The organism is Pseudomonas sp. SC11, assembly GCF_047039205.1.
GTDB lineage: Bacteria > Pseudomonadota > Gammaproteobacteria > Pseudomonadales > Pseudomonadaceae > Aquipseudomonas > Aquipseudomonas boreofloridensis.
The window spans coordinates 2,647,392-2,670,198 of record NZ_CP178183.1 but is presented as its reverse complement, the minus strand read 5'-3'; the positions used below and the strand labels follow the sequence as shown (position 1 = coordinate 2,670,198).

Here is a 22,807-nt window from a genome sequence, read left to right as displayed (position 1 = left end):
GAGTGTTTATCTTCTGTTGCTTTTTCGACACTTCATTAAAAACACCTGAACTGTTGAGTTTTAAACACCCCTTCAAAACAAAGCGCGGCACTCAGCAGGTCTTACAGCCGAACAGGTACTTCAAACACACGAAATCTCACGGCACAAACCTTGGCATAGAAACTGCTGAACCCCTCACAGGCATGACTATACGAATAGAAAGCTGAAACTCTTTTATCTATTCATAAGGAACACCTTAGATGCATTCAGCTTTCCGGAGAGAGTTACAGACATTATCACTGGCCATTCGCAGGGCCAGTTGGCTGACACTGGGATCGGCGTTGCTGCTATCACCCGGTGTGTACGCCGACGACACTGCGCAGCCTGCCAGTGATGCCCAGCAGACCACCACGCCCAGGCTCAACACCGTGACCGTGCAGGCGCAGAAGATCACCGAGGTGGAAGCGGCGAAAAGCCAACTCGCCGAAGTGCCCGGCGGCACCAGCGTGGTGGACAGCGAACAGGTCGCCAAGGGGCGAACCGCTACCCTGCAAGACACTCTGGCCTACCAGCCGGGGGTGTTCGTGCAGTCCACCGGCGGCAACGACGCGGCGAAGATTTCCATTCGCGGCTCGGGAGCCAACACCTCGCCAGGGTATTTCCGCGAGGGGATCAAATTCCTCTTCGACGGCTTGCCGATCACCGGGCCGGGGGGCACCCCCTACGAGTTTCTCAACGCCTCCGGGGTCAATTACACCGAAATCCTGCGCGGCGCCAACGCGTTTCAGTACGGCGCCCTGACCTTGGGCGGTGCGATCAACTTCGTCAACCAGACCGGTTACACCGCCCCCGGCCTGCGCCTGCGTGCCGAAGCGGGCAGCTACGGCTACCAGAAACAAAGCGTGAGCATTGGTGGGGTCGAAGGCAATTTCGACTACTACCTCAACGCCGACAACTACCGCAACGACGGTTACCGGGACTACAGCCTGTCGAAGAGCCAGGGCATCGTGGCCAACTTCGGCTACAAGTTCAGCCCCAAACTGGAAACCCAGTTGCTGCTGCGCTACCGCGACGAGTACCACAACGACCCGAGCGCTACGACGCTGGACGCAGTCAAACACCACACCCGGGATGCCAGCGCCACGGCGGCCACCAGCGGCGCGGGCAGCCGTCGTCCCGGCAGCGTGTGGGTGGGCAGCAAGACCACCTACACCTTCGACGACGACTCGAAGCTGACCTTCGGCGCCTCCTACTACGAGTACGCCCACAACAACAGCCCGAACAGCCCGGCCAACCCCAGCTACTGGGACTGGCATGACCTGTCGTTCGTTCTGGGTTACGACCGCACCGACAAGCTGTTTGGCCATGAAAGCCGGACCAACCTGGCATTCACCTCCACCGAACACCTCAAGGGTGAAGTCAACTCCACGTTCGCCAACAAGCAGACGCGCAAGTTCGTCGATTACGGCTCATCGTTCGACCACGTGTTTTCCTTTGGAAACGACCTGGAACTGGTCGACAACCTGTGGCTGACCAGCGGCCTGTCAGCGATCAACGTGCGCCGTCACGCCGACGTCAAACAAGCGCTGCAAGCCAACACCACCACCTACCCGACCGACGTGACTTACGACAATTGGAGCCTGGCGCCGCGAATCGGTGTGCGCTACGAGTTCACCCCGCAGTTGCAGGTCTTTGCCAACATCAGCCGCTCCATCGACCCGCCAGCGTCGTGGGAATACTCAGGCTCGGGCCCGACCACGCCGTATGTGCGTCCGTTGGTGGAACAAAAAGCCAACACCGTCGAGATCGGCGTGAAAGGCGCTTCAGGCATTTTCGATGGCAGCCTGGCGCTGTATCGCTCTTGGGTGCGTGATGAACTGCTCAACGTGCAGATCGTTGCCCCGACCGCGACCACCGCCGCAGTGACGGGTGCATTCAACGCGACCCCGACCATCCACCAGGGCATCGAAGCCGGATTGAACACTCGCTTGTGGGAGAACGCGTCCGGCGAGCAGATCAACTGGCGTCAGGTTTACACCTACAACGACTTCTACTACCGGCATGACCCGACTTTCGGTGACAACCAGTTGCCGGGCATTCCCAAACACATCTATCAGGGCGAGCTGCAGTATCAGCACCCGGCGGGCTTTTACACCGGCGTGAACGTACAATCGGCCTCACGCACGGCCGTTGACTACGCCAACACCTTCTACGCCCCGTCCTACACCATATTCGGTGCAAACGTGGGCTACGAAACGCCGAATAAAAACTGGAAAGTCTCGCTGGACTTGAAAAACCTGGCGAACAAGAAGTACGTGACCGCTGTGCAACCGATCTACAACGCCAACGGTCAGGACACCGCGTCGTTGTATCCGGGTGACGGCATCGGCGCTTACGTGGCGGTGGAAATGCGCTACTGAGGATCTGCACGTTTGACGACAGGGCCTCTGCTTTCGGCAGTTGGCCCTGTTTGTCGTTCAGGCCCTGGCCTTACAAGGAATTCACCATGACCCAGAACATTTACGACACCCAGGCTTTCTTCGACGGCTACAGCCAGTTACCCCGCTCCCGCGAAGGCCTGGCGGGTGCGCCGGAGTGGCCAAGCGTGCGTGCGCTGCTGCCCGACTTCTCAGGGCAAACGGTGCTGGACCTGGGCTGTGGCTACGGCTGGTTCAGCCGCTGAGCCATCGAGCAAGGCGCCGATAGCGTACTGGCGCTGGACGTCTCGGAAAAGATGCTTGCCCGCGCGGCCTCGATCAATGCCGACGCGCGCATCGACTATCGACGTGGCGACCTGGAGAACGTGGCATTGCCCACGGCAGCGTTCACGCTTGCCTACAGCTCGTTAGCGCTGCATTACGTGAGCGACCTCAGCGGTTTGTTGCAGCGCATTCACGACGCGCTGCGACCGGGCGGCAAACTGGTGTTCACCCTCGAGCACCCGATCTACATGGCGTCGCTGCACCCGGACTGGATCGTCGACGGCGAAGGCCGTAGGCACTGGCCGGTGGATCACTATCAGGTGGAAGGTCCACGCGAGACGAACTGGCTCGCCGATGGCGTGATCAAACAGCACCGCACCCTTGGAACACTGGTCAACCTGCTGATCGCCAGCGGCTTTCGTCTTGACCACCTCAACGAGTGGGGCCCCTCACCACAAGACCTGACCGCGCATCCGGCCCTGGTCGATGAAGTCCACCGACCGATGATGCTGATCGTCGCCGCCGGCCGCGGCTGACGCTCTTTTACTGACCTCACTGAACAGACACACCATGAATCCTTCTTTGCATCAACACTCGCGCATCCTCGTCGTGGGCACCAGCGCGGCAGGCAAAAGCACCTTGGGCGAACAGTTGGCCAACGCACTGGATGCGTTTGAAAACGGCCCTTGGGGCAAACAGTACCCAACGGTAGTTGCGGCATGGAGAAGAGCCTGGGATCGAGTGATTCCATTCTTTGTCTTCCCGTCAGGCATTCGAAAAGTGATCTATACGACCAATGCGATCGAAAGCATCAACGCCCAGCTACGCAAGATCATCAAAACGCGTGGTCACTTCCCAACGGATGAGGCCGCCACCAAGCTGATCTGGCTGGGGCTGCGGAACATCACGGCAAACTGGGGCTCAGCGGCCCATGACTGGAAAAATGCGATGAATCAATTCGCGATGCTGTACGGAGATCGATTTATCAGGCCGACCTGGTAAAAGCATGGCCAGCCTGACGGCAGGCCGTTATCGGCCCGCACACAAAAAATCTGACACTCTCCAATTGCGGCATTTTCCTAGGCGACAGCCCTCATGTCGTGCCTGGTTAGTAAATATTTGGCGGCCTCCCAATAAATAGCAGTAAGTGCTTTCGATCATCAAAGGCGTAAGGGGCTGCTGCATCAAAACTCTCCATAAGTCCTGAGCTACCCTACCCCTATAAAATGAGAAAAATTGAATAACTACACTAAATATTCATTTAGTTTAGTTATCTACCAGCGTCAACCAAGCGCGGCGGCACGAAGTAAACAAGTTTCCGCTCAACTGTGCCTAGAACCAGATCTTTCCCGTCCCCACGGAACCATCACCGCCCAAATCTCTCCAACCCCGCATCCGGTATTCCAGTCACTGGCAGGATGCCGGTCCACCCCAACTGACAAGGACGCTCCGCAATGCGCACCATGCTACTCCCTTTAGCCATCCTCACCACCGCACTCGTCGGCTGCTCGGACCCCAAGAAAGCCTCCGAAGAAAACTTCGAAAAAGCCGCGCAGGCCTGGCTCGACAAGGCCTATCCAGAGTGCCTGGTCACATCGACGTTCCCGATGAACACCCAGGAGTTCGACGTCTACGGCACTAACAAGACCTTGAATGCCTTGGCCGAGGTCGGCGTGCTGACAGCCGTGGAGACGTCTCGCAAAGACTATCCCGAAAACATCTTTCAGAAAGCCCGTACCGAAATCAAATATCGGTACGAACTCACTGACGAAGGCCGCAAGTACCTCAAAGATGACGCGCGTACGAAGCCTGATGGCACCGTCATCCCAGGCCTGTGCATCGGCCGCGCAAAGGTCGACAAGATTGAGCAGTTCAGCGAGCCTGGGGACATGATGGGCCACCGGATTTCTGAGGTGACCTACACCTACAAGGTCGACGATCTGCCCAAGTGGGCCTCCACCCCGGCGTTGATGGACGTCAATAGCGACGTCAAACGCATGGTTGCCAGCCAGGAAAAACCCATCCGCGAAAAGCGCGCCTTCGTATTGACGAACAATGGCTGGATTCACGAGCGGCTGTTCCGCGAGTAACGGGCGTCAGTGCAGGCTGCGACGCCCCCCTATAGGGGGCGTCGCCCTTCCCCACTTCCTGCAACATCACTACGCCCACACGACCTAACGCGTCCCCGGCACCAAATCAAGAATCTCGTCGATCCCCAGGCACCGCGGTTCCACTTCCAGCGTCCGCCCATGTTCGAGAATCCCTGCCGCCACATCACGCATGGCCATGTAGGCACTGCGCAGCATGTGGTTGGCGTAGATCACCGCGTTGAAGCCAGCCTCCTCCAGTTGGTCGAAGCTCAAGTGCGCGTAGCTGGTGGGCACACAAATCAGCGGTACTCGTGGGCACTGGCGGCGGAACAGTCGGGCGAACTCGAGGACCTCCAGGCCGTCCTGCTTGCGGCTGTGAATCATGATGCCGTCGGCGCCGGCCGCGACATAGGCGAGGCTGCGCTCGATGGCGTCGTCCATGCCCTTGTCGAGGATCAGACTTTCACAACGGGCGATGATCAGTAGATCCTCGTGGCTGCGATTGGCGCAGCCTACGCGGATCTTTTCGCAGAACTCGTCGATGGAGTCCTGCGACTGGCTCACCGCGTTGCCGAACAGCGAGTTCTTCTTCAATCCGCACTTGTCCTCGATCACCACCGCCGATACCCCGGCCCGATCCAGCATCTTCACGTGGATGGCGAAATGCTCGGCCTTGCCCCCGGTATCGCCGTCGAAAATCATCGGCAGCGAGCACACATCGAAAATTTCGCGGATGCCGTGCAAGCGGTTGCTCGGCGAGAGGATCTCGATGTCCGGCAGGCCTTTGTGGGTCGAGTCGGTGAGGGAACTCGACCAGATGGCGTCGTAGACCAGACTCGGTCCGCTGCCCTGCTCCAGCCTGGATTGTTCTGCCAGCAAGGCGGAAATGGGGCTGTGGGCCTCGAGCACACGAAGGCAGCGCTTGCGGCGCAGCAGCTGGCTCAGGAGGGTTCGGCGATTATCAGCTTCCTGCATGGGATTCACACGCCTCTTGTGGTTGGGGAACACCGGCTTCGCTCAGGGGTGGGTCATGTCCAGGGCCACCACGTAGCGGTCGAAATCCGCCGCACAGACATAGCCCAACTGCTGGGCCACTTCCCGCAGCGACTTGCCCTCGTGATGAGCGGTCTTGGCGATGATCGCGGCCTTGTCATAGCCGATGTGATGATCAGTAGATCCTCGTGGCTGCGATTGGCGCAGCCTACGCGGATCTTTTCGCAGAACTCGTCGATGGAGTCCTGCGACTGGCTCACCGCGTTGCCGAACAGCGAGTTCTTCTTCAATCCGCACTTGTCCTCGATCACCACCGCCGATACCCCGGCCCGATCCAGCATCTTCACGTGGATGGCGAAATGCTCGGCCTTGCCCCCGGTATCGCCGTCGAAAATCATCGGCAGCGAGCACACATCGAAAATTTCGCGGATGCCGTGCAAGCGGTTGCTCGGCGAGAGGATCTCGATGTCCGGCAGGCCTTTGTGGGTCGAGTCGGTGAGGGAACTCGACCAGATGGCGTCGTAGACCAGACTCGGTCCGCTGCCCTGCTCCAGCCTGGATTGTTCTGCCAGCAAGGCGGAAATGGGGCTGTGGGCCTCGAGCACACGAAGGCAGCGCTTGCGGCGCAGCAGCTGGCTCAGGAGGGTTCGGCGATTATCAGCTTCCTGCATGGGATTCACACGCCTCTTGTGGTTGGGGAACACCGGCTTCGCTCAGGGGTGGGTCATGTCCAGGGCCACCACGTAGCGGTCGAAATCCGCCGCACAGACATAGCCCAACTGCTGGGCCACTTCCCGCAGCGACTTGCCCTCGTGATGAGCGGTCTTGGCGATGATCGCGGCCTTGTCATAGCCGATGTGCCGGTTGAGGGCTGTCACCAGCATCAGGTTCTTCTCGATGTTGGCCTCGATGCGCGCGCGGTTCGGCTCGATGCCTACTGCGCAGTGGTCGTTGAAAGCCCGGCATGACTCGGCCAGCAAGGTGATGCTTTCCAACACGTTGTGCACCATCACCGGCTTGTAGACGTTGAGCTGGAAATTGCCCTGGCTGCCGGCGAAGGCCACGGTGGCATCGTTGCCGAACACTTGCGTGCAGACCATGGTCAACGCCTCGCACTGGGTCGGATTGACCTTGCCCGGCATGATCGAGGAGCCCGGCTCGTTCTCCGGAATGTCGATTTCGCCGATGCCGCAGCGCGGCCCACTGGCCAGCCAGCGCACATCGTTGGCGATCTTCATCAGGGCCATGGACAAGGTGCGGATCGCCGCCGAGGTGTTGACGAGGGCATCGTGTGCCGACAAAGCGAAAAACTTGTTGGCACAGGACCTGAAGGGGTAGCCGGTGAGCTCGGCGATGGCCTGGGCGCATTCCTCGCCGAACTGCGGATGAGCGTTGAGCCCGGTCCCCACTGCCGTGCCGCCGATGGCCAGATCGTAGAGTCCGGTGAGGTTGCGCTCGATGGCCGCCAGGGCATAGTCGATCTGCTCGACCCAACCACCGATCTCCTGGCCTAGGGTGATGGGGGTGGCATCCTGCAGGTGAGTGCGCCCGACCTTGACCACATCGCGATACTGCTCGGCCTTCTCGGACAGCGTGTCGCGCAGCACCGACACACCTGGCAGCAGGGTTTCGAAGACCTCCGTCACCACCACCATGTACATCGCCGTGGGGAAGGTGTCGTTGGACGACTGGCCACGGTTGACGTGGTCGTTGGGGTGGATCGGCTGCTTGCTGCCCAGCTCGCCGCCGAGCAGCTCGATGGCCCGGTTGGCGATCACTTCGTTGGCGTTCATGTTGGACTGGGTGCCGGAGCCGGTCTGGAACACTACCAGTGGGAAATGCGCGTCCAATCGCCCGCTGATGACTTCATCGGCCGCCTGGACGATGGGCAGCGCAATGGCCTGCGGCAACTCGCCGAGCTTGAGATTGGCCAGGGCTGCGGCCTTCTTCAGGATGCCCAGGCTGCGGATCATCGGTGCGCTCCATTGGAAGCGTGCACGGCCAATGGGGAAGTTGTGGATGGAGCGCTCGGTCTGGGCTCCCCAGTACCTGTTGGACGGTACCGAAATGGAACCCATGGAATCGGATTCAACGCGCATGTGGGTGGTACTCCAATAGATGATTGAAGATCAGGCGCCCTGCTCGGCCGGCGCTTGTTCCCTGAGTACGCTGGCCATCTTCTCCAGGTGCTGACAAGCACGCAGCACGTACTCATCGGACAGGGCTGCGATACGCCGGTAGTCGATCTGCTGGCCGATGGCCTGGGTGTACAGCTTCAGGGCCTCGGTGGCGTGGCGGAAATGCCGGGCTTCGACGGGGCCGCAGTGAACGCTGAGGAAACTGGCGATGCGGTTGGCCTCCCCGGCAGGGTAACCGCGGCACTCGCGCAGCCAGTTCTTCCACAGCGGCGTCATCAGGTTGTATTCGCCGGTGTTGAAGAGCTCGGTCAGGGCCATCATCTCCAGGGCCTCCACCAGGTTGGGAGCCAGCGGGCGCTTTTCGCCAACCCAAGTGGAGAACTCCTTGGTGATGGGGTTCAGGTACTTGTCCTGCAAGCGCCAGTTGTCCGAGCCGCAGATCGCCGAGGCCATGCGGTGGTAGAGCTTGGAATGATGGGGATGGCCATGCATCTCACCCAGTCCCACGTCTTCGACGATGATCTCGCCGCAGTGGCGGGCCGCCTCCAGCAGCTTGAGTTTGTTGTCCTCCCCAGACAGCTCCTCGCCCGCCTGCAGTAGCCGCACGATGATGCTGGACACCGCGTGGGCTGCGCCATCCGGGCTGCGCCAGCCACAGAAGAAGGTGCATAGCGAGTCCTCGGACCACGTGCGCGAGGTCATGTGCTGGTAGGTCAAGCAGTAGCCGTCCAGCTCGTCGGGATGGTTTTCAAAGCCCGTCAGCAGGGCCTCCACCAAGTTGCGGTCCTCGACATCCACCAGAGCCTGGTGCACATAGCCGATGAACGCTTTGCGGGAACTCTCCATGTTGTTCTCTCCTGTCATTGTTTTCACTTCACGGACAACAAGATGCACGACACCAGCCCGGGTCTTGGTGGCTCGGGAGCGGGTTCGGTCCCACTGGGAACGGGTTGGCGCCAATCGCTTCAGTCGATGACGATCATCGAAATAAACTGGGCGAAACGGCCCAGGCCTTCGATCAATTCCTCATAGTCCACGGCGTAGGAAATACGGATGCAGTGGGGGTCACCACAACCGGAGCCGGGTACCACGGCGATATGCGCCTCAGTCAGCAACAGATCCGCCAGGTGATCCACATCGCGCACCGGTTCGCCGTGGTAGTAACCGCCGAGCTTGGAGGAGACATCGATGTACAGGTAGAACGCGCCCTCCGGCGGCACATAGCTCACCCCTTCCAGGCGGTCCAGAAAGGTACGTGCGGCTTGCAGTTGGCGCTGCAGGAAAGGGTTGACCAGGTCGGCGAAGTGCGACGAATCGGCATTCAGGGTATTGAGCGCTGCGTATTGCGACAGGCTGCTCGGGTTGGAGGTGGTGTGCCCCTGCAGGTTGTGCATGGCCGCGATCACTGGCGCCGGGGCGCAGGCATAGCCGACGCGCCAGCCGGTCACCGCCTGGCTCTTGGAGAAGGAATCGACCAGCACCGTCTGCCCTTTCAAGGCCGGACACAGCGCCAGGATGTTGGAGTGCTCATGGCCTTCGCGTACCAGGCCGCGATAGCACTCATCGAACATCACCCACAGTTGTCGCTCCCGAGCCAACTGGGCGATGGCCAGTAGTTGCTCGCGTTCATAGACGGTGCCGGTGGGGTTGTTGGGGGTGTTGATGACGATCATCCGGGTGCGCTCGGTGAGCGCGCCACGCACCGCGTCCAGCGTCAGTCGGTAGTGGTCGGCGCGGGTCTGTACGCACACCGGGGTGGCGCCGGCCAGACGGATCTGCGTGGGAAAGGTTTCCCAGTATGGCGTCGGCACTATGACTTCGTCGCCGGGGTTGAGCAGCACCATGCAGGCGTTATAGAGCGCCTGCTTGGCTCCAGCCGTGACCGCCACTTCATGAGCCGTGAACGTCACGCCTGTGCGCTGGCTGACCCGTTGTGCGAGCTTCTCGCGCAGGGCCGGCAGACCGATGGGCGGGGTGTAGCGGTTGCGCGCATTGGCGATGGCTTCGGTGGCCCCGGCGCGCATGTCTTCGCAGGCATCGAAGGACAATTCGCCGGCGGCGAAATTGATCACCTTGATGCCACTCTCCTTCAAGGCGTTGGCTTTGCTGCGCATGCTCGAGGTGCCTGGAGCACTGAGGCCCAGCGCACGCTGGGACAAGGAAAAACGGCTGACCGTGGCTTCGCTGCTTGTCATTTTTGTACCTGCGAAATCAATCGGAAGACAGAGTGACCCAAGCCTGTACCCCTGCGACCCCGGCAACCTGAAAAGCGGGTCCAGGCTGGTCGTCTTACAGTCTGATGACAGCCGCAAAAAGCGCCAATACCGTTTGTGTCGTGATTGATACTGGAAAAACACACCCTGCAGCAGGCCCGACCACGCCAGTGCCGAGCCTGCACGTCGGTCCATTGGCCGAACCTCAGCCTAAGACCGCGCGTCGGCGTCCAGGCCCCGCTGCACGTACCAGGACAGCGGTAAAGTCAGCAGCAGGGTCGCGGCCAGGGCCATCACTGCCAAAGGAATTCCGGTGACGTCGCCAAGGCTGCCGAACAGCATAGGGGCCAGTGCACCGCCGCCGATTGTGCCGGTGTAGAACAACGAGAATGCCTGCTCGCGCTTGCCCGCCCCCGCCAGGTCCGGCACCGCGCCATAGAGCACCGACGAGGTACCGTTCAGCGCCAATCCCAGCAGCGGCAGCATCACCATCAACCCCACGTAGGGCAGGAATACCGCCAGCACGATCAGGCTGGCGGTGGTGAATTCGGTGATCCATACGGTTTTCATCATGCCGATGCGCGCCCCGAGGTAACCGCACAGCAGCTTGCCGAAAGCGCCACCGACGAACAGCAGGGTCAGTGCCAGGCCGATACCGGCGGTGCCAGCACCCTTGGTCTTGAGCAGGAACGGCAGGAACGTCAGGAAACCCATGCGTACCGCACTGTCGAGGGTGCCGGTGAGGATCAGTGCGCGCAGGCCGCCGACCGAGCCCTGGCCCTTGACCGTCTTGGGCGCCTTTTGCTGCATGGCCAGGGTCACCGCGCGCGATGGAATCAGCCACCACAGCGCCAGCGCAGCGGCCAGCCCCAGAAGGCCGATCAGCGTCACGCTGGTACGCCAGCTGATCACGGTCAGCAGCAGACCCACCAACCCAGGAATCAGGGTTTTGCCGATGTCTCCGGCGAAGTTGTACTGGGACAGCGCTTGCTTGACACCGCCGCCAGCCTCGTGGGTGTCGGTGATGATCGAGGACGCCAGCGGGTGCTGGGTGCTGGCCCCCAGGCCACCCAGCAGCAGCGCCAAGAGCAGCACGCCTAGCCCCCCGGCCTGTCCCGCCAGCACGTACGCCAGCCCGGCCAGGGCAGTGCCGCCCACCAGCAGGCGCTCGCGCCCCCAACGCTTGGCGCCGCGGCTGGCCAGCAACTGGAAGCCGGCCATCATCCCGGAATAGGCACCGCGCAGCAGGCCGATCTGGGCGTAGCTCAAAGCGAACTGCGACTGCCAGATCGGCAGCAGCACATAGATCACGTCAGTCAGGCCGTCATGCACAGCGTGGGCACCGCACCCTGCCACCAGGGAACGGCGGCGCACCGACACATCGGCCGCAGGCAATGCCTCGGGGGAGGCAATAGATTTCAGCTCATTCATGGTCAAGACAGACTGCAAAAGGAAAAGGAAGAACCAATCACCGACAGGATAGGCGAGCCGGGCTCTGCCAGAAGCCCCGTTGCCAGGGCCCGGCCGTAGCCATCAATGCAACAGCTGGGCACAGTCGCGCATGACTTGAGCCTTGTGCTGCAGGTATTCGGCGAATATGTGCCGCGCGGCCTGCGGATCGACCTGCACCTGCATGGCCTCGACGAACTCGTTGACTGCCGCCACCGCATGGGCGAAGTGATTGCTCTCCGTGCCGCCGGTATGCACCGTGACCCAGGCCACGGTGGCGCGCGCTTTCTCAGCTGGCACTCCCATGTCGCGGACGAACCACTGTTTGTACAGTGGGTGGATGAACTCCACTTCGCCGTGGGTATAGACCTCGTGGATCAGTGTCGTCAGCAAGCCCTGCAGGAGGTCGCGATCACGTAGGCGGCGAAAATCCGTCCAGTCCTTGAAGTGCTGGGCCGAGGGCAGGCAGTTTTCCTTGAGCAGCCACTGGTCATCCCCGCAGATCGGCGTGGCCATGTTGTAGAACAGGTCAGAATGCAGGGTATTGCCCAGAGCGCCCAGGTCTTCATCGGTGATGCGCTGAAGGCTGCCGCAGGCCCGGTACAGGCCGTCGGCGGCTTGCGAGCCCTGATCGGAGCGGGCCAGCAAGGTGATGCGGTTGGCCAGCCCTGACACGCTGGTGGCGGAGTTGTTGGTCTTCGACCAACTGGCGAAGAACATGCGCAGCACCGCCGGCGGGTGGCGACGCGAGGTGAGCGCCTCGAAGGCCTGCTCGATGTCCACCAGGGCGCCCTCTTCGCTCCAAAACGCTTCGAACAGCGCATGCTTCAAGACACCGGCCGGCATGTCGTTCAAAACGGGTTCGACGATCTTCAGCAACTGGCTCTGCCGGGTCAGTACGTTATTCATGGTCACCTCGCGCATTTATTGTTGGATGATGAATCTAGGGGGTCGACGGTTCGGGGGGCGGGGTTTGCGGCACCAGCGGCTTCCAGCCGGTCCAGGCGATCAGCAGCGACAGCAGTTGGAACACCACGATCAGCACGACACAGCCCTGCCAGCCCCAACGGCTCCAGAGCAACGCCGGAACCACGGCACCGAAGCTGCCGCCCAGGTAGTAGCAGGTCAGGTACAGGCCCACGGCGCCGGCCTTGTTGTGGCGGGCCGTGGCGGTGGTGAACGCGTTGGCGGCGGCCTGGGCCAGGAACACCCCAGTGGAACTCAAGGCCAGGCCCAGCACGATCAGCCATAACGACGGCAGCAGGGTCAGGGCTGAACCGCAGACCCCGAGCAGCGCAGCAACCACCAGCAACTCGGCCTGTGGCCGCGACTTGCTCAGGCGTCCGGCGATCGGTGTCACCACCAAGGCCACCAGGAACACGCTGTAGATCGCACCCAGCGCCGCGGCGCCCAGTTCGAACGGCGGCTGGCTCAGGTACAGACCGGCATAGGTAAACGTCGCCACTTGCGAGAACAGCACACAGAAACCCACACCATAAGCCGCCAGCAAAGGGCGCCGGCACAGCTCGCGCAAGGCGCTGAGGCCTGCGGTGGCGCGGGGGGCTGCGAGGGGCGGATTGGCCGGCAGCAGCAGATGAATGGCCACCCCGATCAGCAGACTCAGGCCCGCGAGCAAGGCAAAGGCTTCGCGCCAGCCTACGTATTCGGTCATAAGTCCGGTGATGAAGCGTCCGGCGAAGCCGCCCAGCACGGTGCCGGCCACATACAGGCTGGTCACTTCGGTCACGCTGCCACCTCGCCAACGGTCGCCGATGTAGGCCACGCTGGTGGCGAACACCACTGGAATCAGCACGCCCTCCAGCAGTCGCCAGACCAGCAGTTGGGAAAAGCTGCCGGCGTAGGCCGCCATGCCAGCCGGCAACGCCAGCGCCAGCGCGGCCAGCGCAATCACCTGGCGCTGATCGAAACGCTTGGTAAAACGGCTGACAAAGGGCGCGGTGACCGCCACCGCCAGGGTGGTGACGGTGATGCTCCAGCCGGCGTGCCGGACGCTCACGTGAAAACTCTGGGCCAATTCATGGAGAATGCCCTGGGTTGCATACAGGTTGAGAAATGCCGCACAGCCACACAGAAACAAGGCGAGGCGCGCACACTGTTGACGCGAATTCATGCAACATCTCGTTCATGGCCAGCGGGCTTTATAAGATATGTCGACAGACCAGGACCAATACCGAATTCGGACCGATCAATACCTAGGGAACAGGATGCTCGATCTACGCAAGTTGCGTTATTTTCTGACGGTCGCCGAAGAGTTGCATTTCGGTCGTGCCGCACTGCGCCTGCACCTGGCGCAACCGCCGCTGACCCGGCAGATTTCGGCCATGGAGGCCGAACTGGGGTTCCGCTTGTTCGACCGCACCAGCCGCACCGTGACCCTCACCCCTCAGGGCCGGTCTTTCCTGCCGTATGCCCGGGCCGTGCTGGAGCAGGTGGAGCTGGCCCAGGTCATGGCCGACAAGCTGGCGGCAGGGCGTGCCGGGCAACTGGCCTTGGGCTACGCCAGTTCCATTGCACTCTCGGACCTGTTCAGCCAGGCACTTCAGGCCTTTGCCCAGCGCTTTGCGGACGTGCAATTGACCTTGGTGGAAGGTGCTTCGGTCAGCCAGTGGTCGCAGATCGCCGACGGACGCATCGACATCGGCATGAGCCGCATGCAGCCGCCGTGCGAGCAGAGCGATATCCAGTCCCTTTCGTTGGGGGACGAACCGCTGGTGGCGGCGATCTCCAGCGACAGCCCGCTGGCCGCGCAGGCACAGGTGACGTTGGCCGAGCTCAGTGAGCATCCGCTGATTCTGTTTCCCGCCGACTACGGCTCAGGGCTCAACGAAGCCATCGAGCAACTCTACCGACGCGACCGCCTACCCGTGCGCCCGGGGCCCAGCGGCCGGCAAATCACCTCGATCATCGCCTTGGTCGCCGCCGGCCAGGGCGTTGCCCTGGTGCCACGCTGTGCCCAGGCCTTGGCGAAACAAGGCGTCACTTATCGCCCGCTCGCCGACCCCTCCGCCACCGCGCCGTTGCTGGTACTGACGCGCAAGCAGGGCCGCAGCCAGCTCGTGGACGCCTTCATGGGCGTGCTCGACGAACTGCTGAAGGCTAGAGCCCCAGCAGTCGGGTTATAGGCTGAGCAGTGGGGCGCTAAACAAGCTGATGCCTGCTCAAAGCTGCAACGCTCGAATCGACGTGGTGATCGCGCGCGCGCACTCCAGCACGGCCGGTGCCAGGCGCCGCTCGGCGTCCTCCACCGTCCAGCGGCTGGTGGGCGCTACCACGTGCACGGCTGCCACCGGAATACCGTCGCTGTTGCGCACTGGCGCCGCCAGCGCCATGTCCCCGAGGAACAGCTCCTCACAGTTGGTGGCGAAACCATTTCTGCGGGCTTGCTCGATCCGCTCGAAGATCTGCTCAAGGGTGGTCAAGGTCTGGTGGGTGTGCTGGACAAGCTCGCAGCCCTCGAGGCGCTCGAGCATCTGCGCCTGGTCGAGCGCGCTCAGGTAAGCCCTGCCCGAGGCCGTGCAGTACATCGGGATGCGGCTGCCCAGCGGCAGATGGATAGGAATGAACTTCGGGCCCACGAAGCGCGCCACGTAGATCATGTCCTGCCCGACCGGCTCCGTGAGGTTGGTGGTTTCACCGGTGACCTGGGCCAACTCTGCGAGGAAGGGATTGGCGACATCCACCAGGGTGTTGGAGGCGAGGTAGTTGTAACCGATCTCCATGATCTCGGCAGTGAGCTGGAATCGCTTGGTGACGGCGTTCTTTCTCACGTAACCGAGCGCTTCGAGGGTGTGGATCATGCGCTGGGCCGAACTCTTGTTGATACCGGCCGCCTGGGCAACCTCACTCAGATTCATCGTCCGGCGCCGGGCGTTGAACGCCTTCAGCACAGCGAGCCCTTTTCCAAGCGAGTGATTGAAAAGAATATTTTCGTCTTCACTCATTATTTTTCACCCTTTGCATATCGATATTCGATACTTATAAATCTCTTTACGATTTTTGTAAATCGCTTATAGTGCGACCAAGGCCCCTGCCCTGATCCCGAGGCCCCTTTCCACCAATAACGATAAAAATCATTCAGTCAGGAGTGCAGTCCATGCGTTCATCCCTTCGTGCTTTCAGTTGCGCCATGGCCGTCGCGGCCACTGTTCTTGCAAGCAATGCCCACAGCGCCGACGCGTATAAAGTGGGTGCAACAGCAACAGGCGTCCCGTTCACGTTCCTCGATGTGAAGACCAACACGATCCAAGGCATGATGATCGACTCGGCACAGGCCGTCGCCAAGGCGGGTGGTTTCGACGTCAGTGTCTTGCAAACCAACTTCTCGGCACTGATCCCCTCCCTGACAGCCAAGAAGATCGACATCATTTCCGCGGCGATGCTCAAGACCCCAGAACGGGAAAAGGTCGTCCAGTACTCCAAGCCCGTCTATGAATACGGTGAAGCATTGGTCGTACGCGCTGATGACACGACGCGCTACACCAGCATGGATGATTTCAAGGACGAAGTCGTTGGGGCGCAGGTCGGCACGGTGTTCATCGACGAACTCAAGCGTCGCGGCCTCTACAAGGAAGTCCGGGGTTACGACTCGATTTCCGACCTGTTGCGTGACCTGGCACTCGGACGCATCAAGGCGGCCTTCGCCGACAAACCCATTCTCACGTATCAGGCCTCCCAAGGCGTGCTGAAGAACGTTCGCCTGGTCGACAGTTATCAGCCGAGCCTCAAAGGCGAGGTGTGCTTGATCGTGCGCAAAGGCGATGAGCAACTGCTGGAGCAGGTCAACCGCGGTATCGATGCCATCAAGGCTGATGGCACGCTGGATTCGATCATCGCCAAATGGCACATCAACTGACGCGATGACCCTCCCCAGGCGCCTCTAGAAACGGCAGGTATTCCCATGCTTCTGCAGAACGTTCTGGACTTCCTCCCCATTCTCCTGGAAGGGGCGGTCGTCACGCTCAAGGTCACGGTGCTTTCCTTCGTGCTCAGTTCGGTGATCGGGCTTGTCTTCGCCTTGATGATGGTGTCTCAAAGCAAGGCGATCTCTCGGACGGGCTACACAGTCGTCAATATCATCCGCGGGCTGCCCATCATCGTGCAGCTGTTCTACATCTACTTCGTACTGCCCGATTTTGGCGTGCAACTCAGCGCCTTCCAGGCCGGTGTCCTGGGCCTCGGTATCGCCTACTCGGCCTACCAGGCTGAAAACTTCAGGGCGGGCATCCAGGCCGTTCAGCAAGGACAGATCGAAGCAGCCGAATCGATCGGCATGCGCGGCGCGATGATCATGCGCCGAGTGGTGCTCCCGCAGGCGTTCAGGATCGCCCTGCCCCCCTACGGCAATACGCTGGTGATGATGCTCAAGGACTCCTCGCTGGTGTCAACCATCACGGTCGCGGAAATGACCCGTGCGGGTCAGCTGATCGCCTCCTCGACCTTCGAAAACATGACGGTTTATACCCTGGTGGCCGTGCTCTACCTGGCCTTCAGCTTGCCGCTGTCTTACGGACTGCGCCGCCTGGAAGCCCGCTTGGGAACGAGGAAGAACGCATGATCAGCATCAAGTCGCTGCACAAGAGCTACGGCTCGACTCGGGTGCTGGAAGGCATCGATCTGGAGGTCGACAACGGCGAAGTCGTCTGCCTGATCGGGCCTTCGGGCTCCGGGAAGTCAACGTTGCTGCGCTGCATCAACGGCCTGGAAACCTATGAAGGTGGCGATATCTTCGTTTCCGGAGCGCGCGTGGACAGGCACGGCAAGGCCATCCACACCATCCGCACCGAAGTGGGCATGGTGTTCCAGCGCTTCAACCTGTTCCCGCACCGCACGGCGCTGGAAAATGTCATGGAAGGCCCGGTGTACGTGAAGAAGGAAAGCGTCAGTGCAGCGCGCGAGCATGCCTTGGCGCTCCTTGAGAAAGTGGGCCTGTCACACCGTGTCGATGCGTATCCGGATCAGCTTTCGGGGGGCCAGCAACAGCGCGTGGCGATCGCACGAGCACTGGCCATGCGACCCCAAGCCATTTTGTTCGATGAACCGACCTCCGCCCTCGATCCGGAACTGGTGGGTGAAGTGTTGAGCGTCATGCGGGCACTGGCCAAGGAGGGTATGACCATGGTGGTCGTAACCCATGAGATGGCGTTCGCCAAAGAGGTGTCCGACAAAGTGTGCTTCCTGTACGGCGGCAACATCGTGGAATCCGGTGCGCCGCAGGACGTGTTCGGCAGGCCCTCTCACCCGCGCACCCAGGAGTTCCTGCGCCGGATTCTGAACACCGGGGAGTCGACGGGATGAGTGCGAACACTCTTGCAATGCCGAAGTCCCTGTGGGCCGCCACAGGCGCGCCTGCACCGGCCACTCCTGCGCTCGCCAGCGACACCCGCGTGGATGTCGCGATCGTGGGTGCCGGCTATACCGGTATCACCACCGCGCTGCACCTGGCTGCGGCGGGCACGACGGTGTGCGTGCTCGATGCGGGGGAGCCTGGATGGGGGGCGTCCGGACGTAACGGTGGCCAAGTGATTCCCGGCCTCAAATACGATCCCGACGACCTGGCCAAAATGTTCGGTGCGCGTGCCGAAGCCATCATCGAGGTGGCCGGGCATGCGGCAGATGAGGTGTTTCGCTTGATCGATCACTACGGTATCGAGTGCGATGCCGTGCGCAACGGCTGGATACAACCCGCGTTCACCCCCACGGCCATGCGTGCGATCGAAAACCGCGCGCGACAGTGGCAGCGACGCGGTGTGCCGGTGGAGATCCTCGATGCACCGGCCACTGCGAAGAGGATTGGTAGCCAAGCCTACCTGGGCGCGTGGGTCGATCCTCGGGCTGGCAGCGTTCATCCGTTGAATTTCATCAGAGGCCTGACCCGCGCCGCCCTCCAGCACGGTGCGCAGATCCATGGCCAGACCCGCGTGGTCGGGCTCAAGCGCGAAGGCGAGCGCTGGACGCTGACCACGGCTCGGGGCAATCGCGTCACTGCGCAGCGCGTCGTGCTTGCGACGGATGGCTACTCCGACGATCTATGGCCGGGTCTCAAGCAAACCGTGATCGCGGCCAACAGCTTCATCGTGTCTACCCCGCCGCTGCCCGAGGACATCGCCCAGCAGATTCTGCCGCAAGGCGAGGTCTGCTCGGATTCACGCAGGCTCCTGCTGTACTACAAGAAGGATGCGGCAGGACGTTTCCTGCTTGGCGGGCGCGGGCCTTTCTCAGAACCGAAATCCCCCAACGATTTCAACCCGCTCAAGCGTGCGGTGACCTCGATATTCCCTCAGCTCCAGGGTGTTGGGTTCGAGCATCACTGGAGTGGAAGGGTGGGCCTGACCCGGGACTTCCTCCCGCACGTGCATGAACCCGAGCCGGGTTTGAGCATTCTGCTGGGTTACAACGGCCGGGGGATCGCCATGTCCACCACGCTGGCCAAGCACCTGTCGCAACGCATTCTCGGCACGACCCAAGCTTTACCGTTTCCCATTACCCATGTGGATCCGATCCCCTTCCACAACCTCCAGCGTTTGTACCTGGGCGCGGGGATAGCCTGGTATCGGATGCTGGATGCCATCGCTTGATGAGGCGGGCATCCGTGTGGCGGTGAAAAGCAGGGCTTGCGCGGGCGTTGCCTGTATCGCGTGCCGGGCGATCCCGAGCGCGCACTGAAACCCGATCTGCCGTGCGCAGGGTTAGAAATCCACTTTGCCCCGACCCGCCTTGACCGTACTGCGTCTGGCCTTGCCATCCAGGCGACGGGTCTTGGAACCCAGCGTCGGCTTGGTGGGACGGCGTTTCTTCTCGGTCTTGCCCGCAGACACGATCAGCTCGGCAAGACGCGTCAATGCATCCGCACGGTTCTGCTCTTGGGTTCGGTACTGCTGGGCCTTGATGATCAACACGCCCTCGCCGGTGATGCGACTGTCACGCAGTGCCAGCAGGCGCTCCTTGTAGAATTCGGGCAAGGACGAGGCGCGGATGTCGAAACGCAGGTGTACGGCACTGGACACCTTGTTGACGTTCTGCCCACCGGCGCCTTGTGCACGAATATAAGTGAGTTCGATGTCGGCATCGGGCAGATGCACGGTATTCGAAATGGTCAGCATCGCAGAGTCCTCGTGATTGCCACCATTATCACAGCCTCCGGGGCTAGCCCATAGCCTGGAGAGCCGAGGGCGTGAAAACACCGAGACCCATCCGGTCGACGGGCTGCGACTATTTTGACTGTGACCCCTCCCCTCATTCTTGTGCCAATCGCTCACCCAGGCTGCTTGCCACACCGGTTCATGCGTTAATCCCTGCTCCCCACTCCATTCGCACGCCCCGACCATGCGCCGTCTTCTCGCCCTGCTGACCTGCCTGATCGCCTCTACCGGCCATGCTGCCGACTCGCCGCCGCTGTCTCGAGACATCAAGGACTGGAACGTCACCTGCGACAACGTGCGCACCTGCACCGCCGTCTCCACCCGGCCTGCCAGCGCCGAGCTCGGTGAGTTGTATTTTCCACTGCGCATCGTGCGCAAGGCCGGGCCTGATGACGCGTTGCACATCAGCGTCTTCAGCTACAACGACCTGCATGGCGATCCGCTGATCGACTACGAATCGCTGCGCATGCCGCTGGTCGAGCGCAAGCGCGCAGACTTCGACGTGACCGAGGTACCTGAACTGCGCAGTGCGAGCGGTGCGGAAGCCCTGACCTTCATCCACGCACTGCGCAACGCCAAGCAGTTGGCCTTCAGCACCTCGGATGGCCCCTCGAGCGCCTCACTGATCGGCATGACCGCTGCGCTGTTGTTGATGGATGAGGTGCAGGGCCGGATCGGTACGGTCACCGCGCTCGCGCGGCCGGGAGACGCGCCGGCCAGCGACGTGCCGCCGGCCCCGCCCACGCCCACGTTGCCGGCCTGGACCGCTCCGTCCTCCCTGAGTGCCACGCAGACGCAGCAGCTACTGGACACTGCCATGGCTGCGAGCCGCGCCGACTGGCAGCAAGATGTCATCGAAGGCGACGAGCCCACCGGGAAGGTTTATGCGCTGACGGACGAACAAGCGCTATTGATCGTGCAGACCGGCTGCAGCGCCTACAACTGCGATTATCGGCTGTACCTGATGCCCCTGGCGCACCCGGAACAGGTTCGTCCAGCCCCCTTCCAGACGATCGCCCAGTTGCCTGACCTGGCTCCCGACGGCAGCGTCCAATTCGATAGGGCAACGGGCGAGTTGACCAGTCTGCAGTTGGCCAACGGCATGGGTGGCTGCGGCGTAACGACACGCTGGCGCTATGACGGTGAACGTTTCGTGCTCAGTCATGCCGCGCAGATGAGTGCCTGCATGGGCCTGAACGATGCCGATTGGCCGGTGCTGTGGGAGACCGCCGTACAGCCGTGATCGCGACCGGCCTCGTTGGCATCACAAAAAAGGCCGCGAGGCCAACTCCAGACCCAGCACTGCCAGAAAAAGCAAAAAGCACTGCTTGAAACGCTTCGGACTGATCCGCGTTCTAATGGAGTGCCCAACGAACATGCCCACCATCGCAGGAATGACAGCCAGCGTCGAAAGCCCCACCTGTTCGAATTTCAGACCGCCATGCAGCAGCAACCCTGCAGCCAATGCCACCGTCGAGGTTGTAAAGGACAACCCCAGCGCCTGCACCAACTCGTCCCTTTCCAACCGCAACGACTGCAAATACGGAACCGCCGGCATTACGAACACACCAGTAGCGCCGGTGATGGCGCCCGTTACCAGTCCTATGACCGGCGAGAGATAGCGTTCGGCAGGCTGGGAAACAACGAAGGGTGTGGCGAACAGGGCATAAAGCGCGTAGACGAGCAGCGCAATACCCAAGGCAAACCCAGACCATGCCGGATTGACGGAGACAAGCAATGCCGCTGCCGGCAGCGTTGCCACGGCAATGGCAGCCTGCATGGGCCATAAGCGACGTATCAAGTGGTAGGTGCCTGGCCCGGATACGCACTGCCAGACATTGGTCACCAATGACGGAATGATCAACAGTGCGGCAGCGGCGGACGGTGGCATCGCGGTGCCGAGCAATGCCATCGCGACAGTGGGCAACCCCATACCTGTGACGCCTTTCACTGCCCCTGCGGCGATGAACGTCAACGTCAGCATCACCACTAAAAAATAGGTCTCGTTCATCCCTCGATTGAAGGCCATCGCACCCGGTGCGCACAATCAGGACTTTTTCCGCTACCCTTCGGGCAGTCCGAAGGGTTGAGGAGACGTTGATGCGATTCGATCTAGCCGACCTACGTCTTTTTCTCTGTGTGCTCGACGCCGGCAGCATCACGCAAGGCGCGCTGTCGGCCAACCTGGCCTTGGCATCGGCCAGTGAGCGACTGCGTAGCATGGAGGCCGATGCAGGGGTTGCTCTCCTAGAGCGGCATTCACGCGGCGTCACCGCAACCCAGGCGGGCGAAGCGGTTGCCCACCATGCTCGGCTCATACTGCAACAACAAGCCGTTCTGAAAGGTGAACTCAGGGGGTTTGCATCGGGTGCTCACGGCACACTGGCCTTGTACGCGAACACGGCAGCACTGACCCATTTCCTTCCCTCGAGACTTGCCGATTGGCTGGCTGCCCGGCCACACCTGCATATGGACTTGCGCGAGCGAACCAGCGCAGAGATCGTGCAAGGGGTCGCCGCTGGGTTGATCGAAGCGGGCATCGTGTCTGATTCATCCAACGCTGCGGACCTGTGTGTTCGCCCAATTGCACGGGACCACCTCGTGCTCATCGTGCCCGCCACTCACCCGCTCGCCACGCGCAAAGCAGTGCATTTTTTTGAAGTGGTCAATGAGATATTTGTCGGCTTGGCTTCGGGTAATGCCCTGCAGGATCACCTTGAGGATCAAGCCAAGGCCCTTGGCCGTCGATTGACGCTGCGCATCCAGATGAAGACCTTCGATGGACTGTGCACGATGGTCAACCGGGGGATCGGAGTGGCAATCTTGCCTCAGTGCATCGCTGCCCGACATCGACGACGCCACTCATACTCGACCTTGGCTATCGAGGATGAGTGGGCACGCCGCCAATTGTGTGTGGTCTATCGAGAGTGGATGACATTGTCGCCAGCCATGCAAAGCTTGCTGGAGCACTTGGGTGCCTGTGCCGATTGACCCCATCGTTTCAGCATGAAGAACAGCCCATCCCCAATAAAACTTTCAGCCTCCCGCACCACTCAACCAGGCACTGCGCCAATCTCTGTACAG

General features: G+C 61.4%; 20 protein-coding genes and 3 pseudogenes. 11 read left to right on the top strand and 12 right to left on the bottom strand.

Annotation, left to right across the window (positions count from 1 at the left end; genetic code table 11):
• Positions 1–239: 239 nt before the first annotated feature.
• The 4 genes and pseudogenes from ACK2SD_RS11880 (at position 240) to ACK2SD_RS11865 (ending at position 4,771) form a co-directional block, all read left to right on the top strand.
• The gene (locus ACK2SD_RS11880) at positions 240–2,399 is read left to right on the top strand and encodes a TonB-dependent receptor family protein (protein ID WP_412462229.1); all 2,160 of its coding nucleotides are present in this window, start codon (positions 240–242) and stop codon (positions 2,397–2,399) included.
• 86 nt (positions 2,400–2,485) lie between these two features.
• A pseudogene (locus ACK2SD_RS11875) lies at positions 2,486–3,217 on the top strand (class I SAM-dependent methyltransferase).
• Between the two features lie 124 nt (positions 3,218–3,341).
• Positions 3,342–3,683: pseudogene (locus tag ACK2SD_RS11870) on the top strand (transposase); the annotation flags it as partial.
• Positions 3,684–4,135: 452 nt separating this feature from the next.
• Complete coding sequence (locus ACK2SD_RS11865; protein WP_412462228.1) at positions 4,136–4,771, top strand: hypothetical protein; 636 nt, start codon at positions 4,136–4,138, stop codon at positions 4,769–4,771.
• A gap of 84 nt (positions 4,772–4,855) precedes the next feature.
• Here the strand turns inward: ACK2SD_RS11865 and aepX are convergent, their stop codons facing one another.
• The 9 genes and pseudogenes from aepX to ACK2SD_RS11820 form a co-directional block, all read right to left on the bottom strand.
• Positions 4,856–5,746: a phosphoenolpyruvate mutase gene (aepX, locus tag ACK2SD_RS11860; RefSeq protein ID WP_342651444.1), complete on the bottom strand. Its 891-nt coding sequence runs from the start codon at positions 5,744–5,746 to the stop codon at positions 4,856–4,858.
• Positions 5,747–5,788: 42 nt separating this feature from the next.
• Positions 5,789–6,061 (bottom strand): hypothetical protein, encoded by a 273-nt coding sequence (locus ACK2SD_RS11855; RefSeq protein ID WP_412462307.1) that lies wholly within the window; start codon positions 6,059–6,061, stop codon positions 5,789–5,791.
• Positions 5,998–6,435, bottom strand: a pseudogene (locus ACK2SD_RS11850) (isocitrate lyase/phosphoenolpyruvate mutase family protein); the annotation flags it as partial. The pseudogene ACK2SD_RS11850 and the gene ACK2SD_RS11855, both read right to left, overlap by 64 nt.
• A gap of 42 nt (positions 6,436–6,477) precedes the next feature.
• The gene (fumC, locus tag ACK2SD_RS11845) at positions 6,478–7,863 is read right to left on the bottom strand and encodes a class II fumarate hydratase (RefSeq protein ID WP_412462227.1); all 1,386 of its coding nucleotides are present in this window, start codon (positions 7,861–7,863) and stop codon (positions 6,478–6,480) included.
• Between the two features lie 30 nt (positions 7,864–7,893).
• The gene (locus ACK2SD_RS11840) at positions 7,894–8,748 is read right to left on the bottom strand and encodes a hypothetical protein (RefSeq protein WP_412462226.1); all 855 of its coding nucleotides are present in this window, start codon (positions 8,746–8,748) and stop codon (positions 7,894–7,896) included.
• Between the two features lie 119 nt (positions 8,749–8,867).
• The gene (locus ACK2SD_RS11835; RefSeq protein ID WP_412462225.1) at positions 8,868–10,097 is read right to left on the bottom strand and encodes a pyridoxal phosphate-dependent aminotransferase; all 1,230 of its coding nucleotides are present in this window, start codon (positions 10,095–10,097) and stop codon (positions 8,868–8,870) included.
• A gap of 228 nt (positions 10,098–10,325) precedes the next feature.
• Positions 10,326–11,546: an MFS transporter gene (locus ACK2SD_RS11830; RefSeq protein WP_412462224.1), complete on the bottom strand. Its 1,221-nt coding sequence runs from the start codon at positions 11,544–11,546 to the stop codon at positions 10,326–10,328.
• Between the two features lie 102 nt (positions 11,547–11,648).
• Positions 11,649–12,473: a hypothetical protein gene (locus ACK2SD_RS11825; protein WP_412462223.1), complete on the bottom strand. Its 825-nt coding sequence runs from the start codon at positions 12,471–12,473 to the stop codon at positions 11,649–11,651.
• Between the two features lie 34 nt (positions 12,474–12,507).
• Positions 12,508–13,695 (bottom strand): MFS transporter, encoded by a 1,188-nt coding sequence (locus tag ACK2SD_RS11820; RefSeq protein WP_412462222.1) that lies wholly within the window; start codon positions 13,693–13,695, stop codon positions 12,508–12,510.
• A 94-nt stretch (positions 13,696–13,789) separates the two neighbouring features.
• Between ACK2SD_RS11820 and ACK2SD_RS11815 the strand changes: the two genes are divergently transcribed.
• Positions 13,790–14,707 (top strand): LysR family transcriptional regulator, encoded by a 918-nt coding sequence (locus tag ACK2SD_RS11815; RefSeq protein WP_412462221.1) that lies wholly within the window; start codon positions 13,790–13,792, stop codon positions 14,705–14,707.
• A gap of 36 nt (positions 14,708–14,743) precedes the next feature.
• On the opposite strand, the gene ACK2SD_RS11810 is transcribed toward ACK2SD_RS11815, so the two are convergent.
• On the bottom strand, positions 14,744–15,526 hold the full coding sequence (locus ACK2SD_RS11810) for an IclR family transcriptional regulator (RefSeq protein ID WP_039577928.1): 783 nt from the start codon (positions 15,524–15,526) through the stop codon (positions 14,744–14,746).
• Positions 15,527–15,678: 152 nt separating this feature from the next.
• Here ACK2SD_RS11810 and ACK2SD_RS11805 point away from each other — a divergent pair, with 152 nt between their 5' ends.
• From ACK2SD_RS11805 to ACK2SD_RS11790, 4 genes are read left to right on the top strand one after another with little or no spacing between them, the layout of a single operon-like run.
• A complete protein-coding gene (locus ACK2SD_RS11805) occupies positions 15,679–16,437 on the top strand; it encodes an ABC transporter substrate-binding protein (RefSeq protein ID WP_029614806.1) in 759 nt (252 codons plus the stop codon).
• Between the two features lie 45 nt (positions 16,438–16,482).
• On the top strand, positions 16,483–17,139 hold the full coding sequence (gene ehuD / locus ACK2SD_RS11800) for an ectoine/hydroxyectoine ABC transporter permease subunit EhuD (RefSeq protein WP_029614807.1): 657 nt from the start codon (positions 16,483–16,485) through the stop codon (positions 17,137–17,139).
• Entirely contained in the window at positions 17,136–17,879 is a 744-nt protein-coding gene (locus tag ACK2SD_RS11795; protein WP_039577929.1) for an amino acid ABC transporter ATP-binding protein, read from the top strand. The genes ehuD and ACK2SD_RS11795 overlap by 4 nt, the downstream gene beginning before the upstream one ends.
• Entirely contained in the window at positions 17,876–19,159 is a 1,284-nt protein-coding gene (locus ACK2SD_RS11790; RefSeq protein WP_412462220.1) for an NAD(P)/FAD-dependent oxidoreductase, read from the top strand. The genes ACK2SD_RS11795 and ACK2SD_RS11790 overlap by 4 nt, the downstream gene beginning before the upstream one ends.
• A 111-nt stretch (positions 19,160–19,270) precedes the next feature.
• Here the strand turns inward: ACK2SD_RS11790 and arfB are convergent, their stop codons facing one another.
• Positions 19,271–19,684 carry an alternative ribosome rescue aminoacyl-tRNA hydrolase ArfB gene (gene arfB / locus ACK2SD_RS11785; protein WP_412462219.1) on the bottom strand — a complete coding sequence of 138 codons (414 nt, stop codon included), beginning with the start codon at positions 19,682–19,684 and terminating at the stop codon, positions 19,271–19,273.
• A gap of 223 nt (positions 19,685–19,907) precedes the next feature.
• On the opposite strand from arfB, the gene ACK2SD_RS11780 reads away from it, so the two are divergent.
• Entirely contained in the window at positions 19,908–20,966 is a 1,059-nt protein-coding gene (locus tag ACK2SD_RS11780; protein WP_412462218.1) for a DUF1176 domain-containing protein, read from the top strand.
• Between the two features lie 21 nt (positions 20,967–20,987).
• Here the strand turns inward: ACK2SD_RS11780 and ACK2SD_RS11775 are convergent, their stop codons facing one another.
• On the bottom strand, positions 20,988–21,734 hold the full coding sequence (locus ACK2SD_RS11775; protein WP_412462217.1) for a sulfite exporter TauE/SafE family protein: 747 nt from the start codon (positions 21,732–21,734) through the stop codon (positions 20,988–20,990).
• 89 nt (positions 21,735–21,823) lie between these two features.
• Here ACK2SD_RS11775 and ACK2SD_RS11770 point away from each other — a divergent pair, with 89 nt between their 5' ends.
• Positions 21,824–22,714, top strand: coding sequence for a LysR family transcriptional regulator (locus tag ACK2SD_RS11770; protein WP_412462216.1), 891 nt, complete (start codon positions 21,824–21,826; stop codon positions 22,712–22,714).
• Positions 22,715–22,807: the final 93 nt, after the last annotated feature.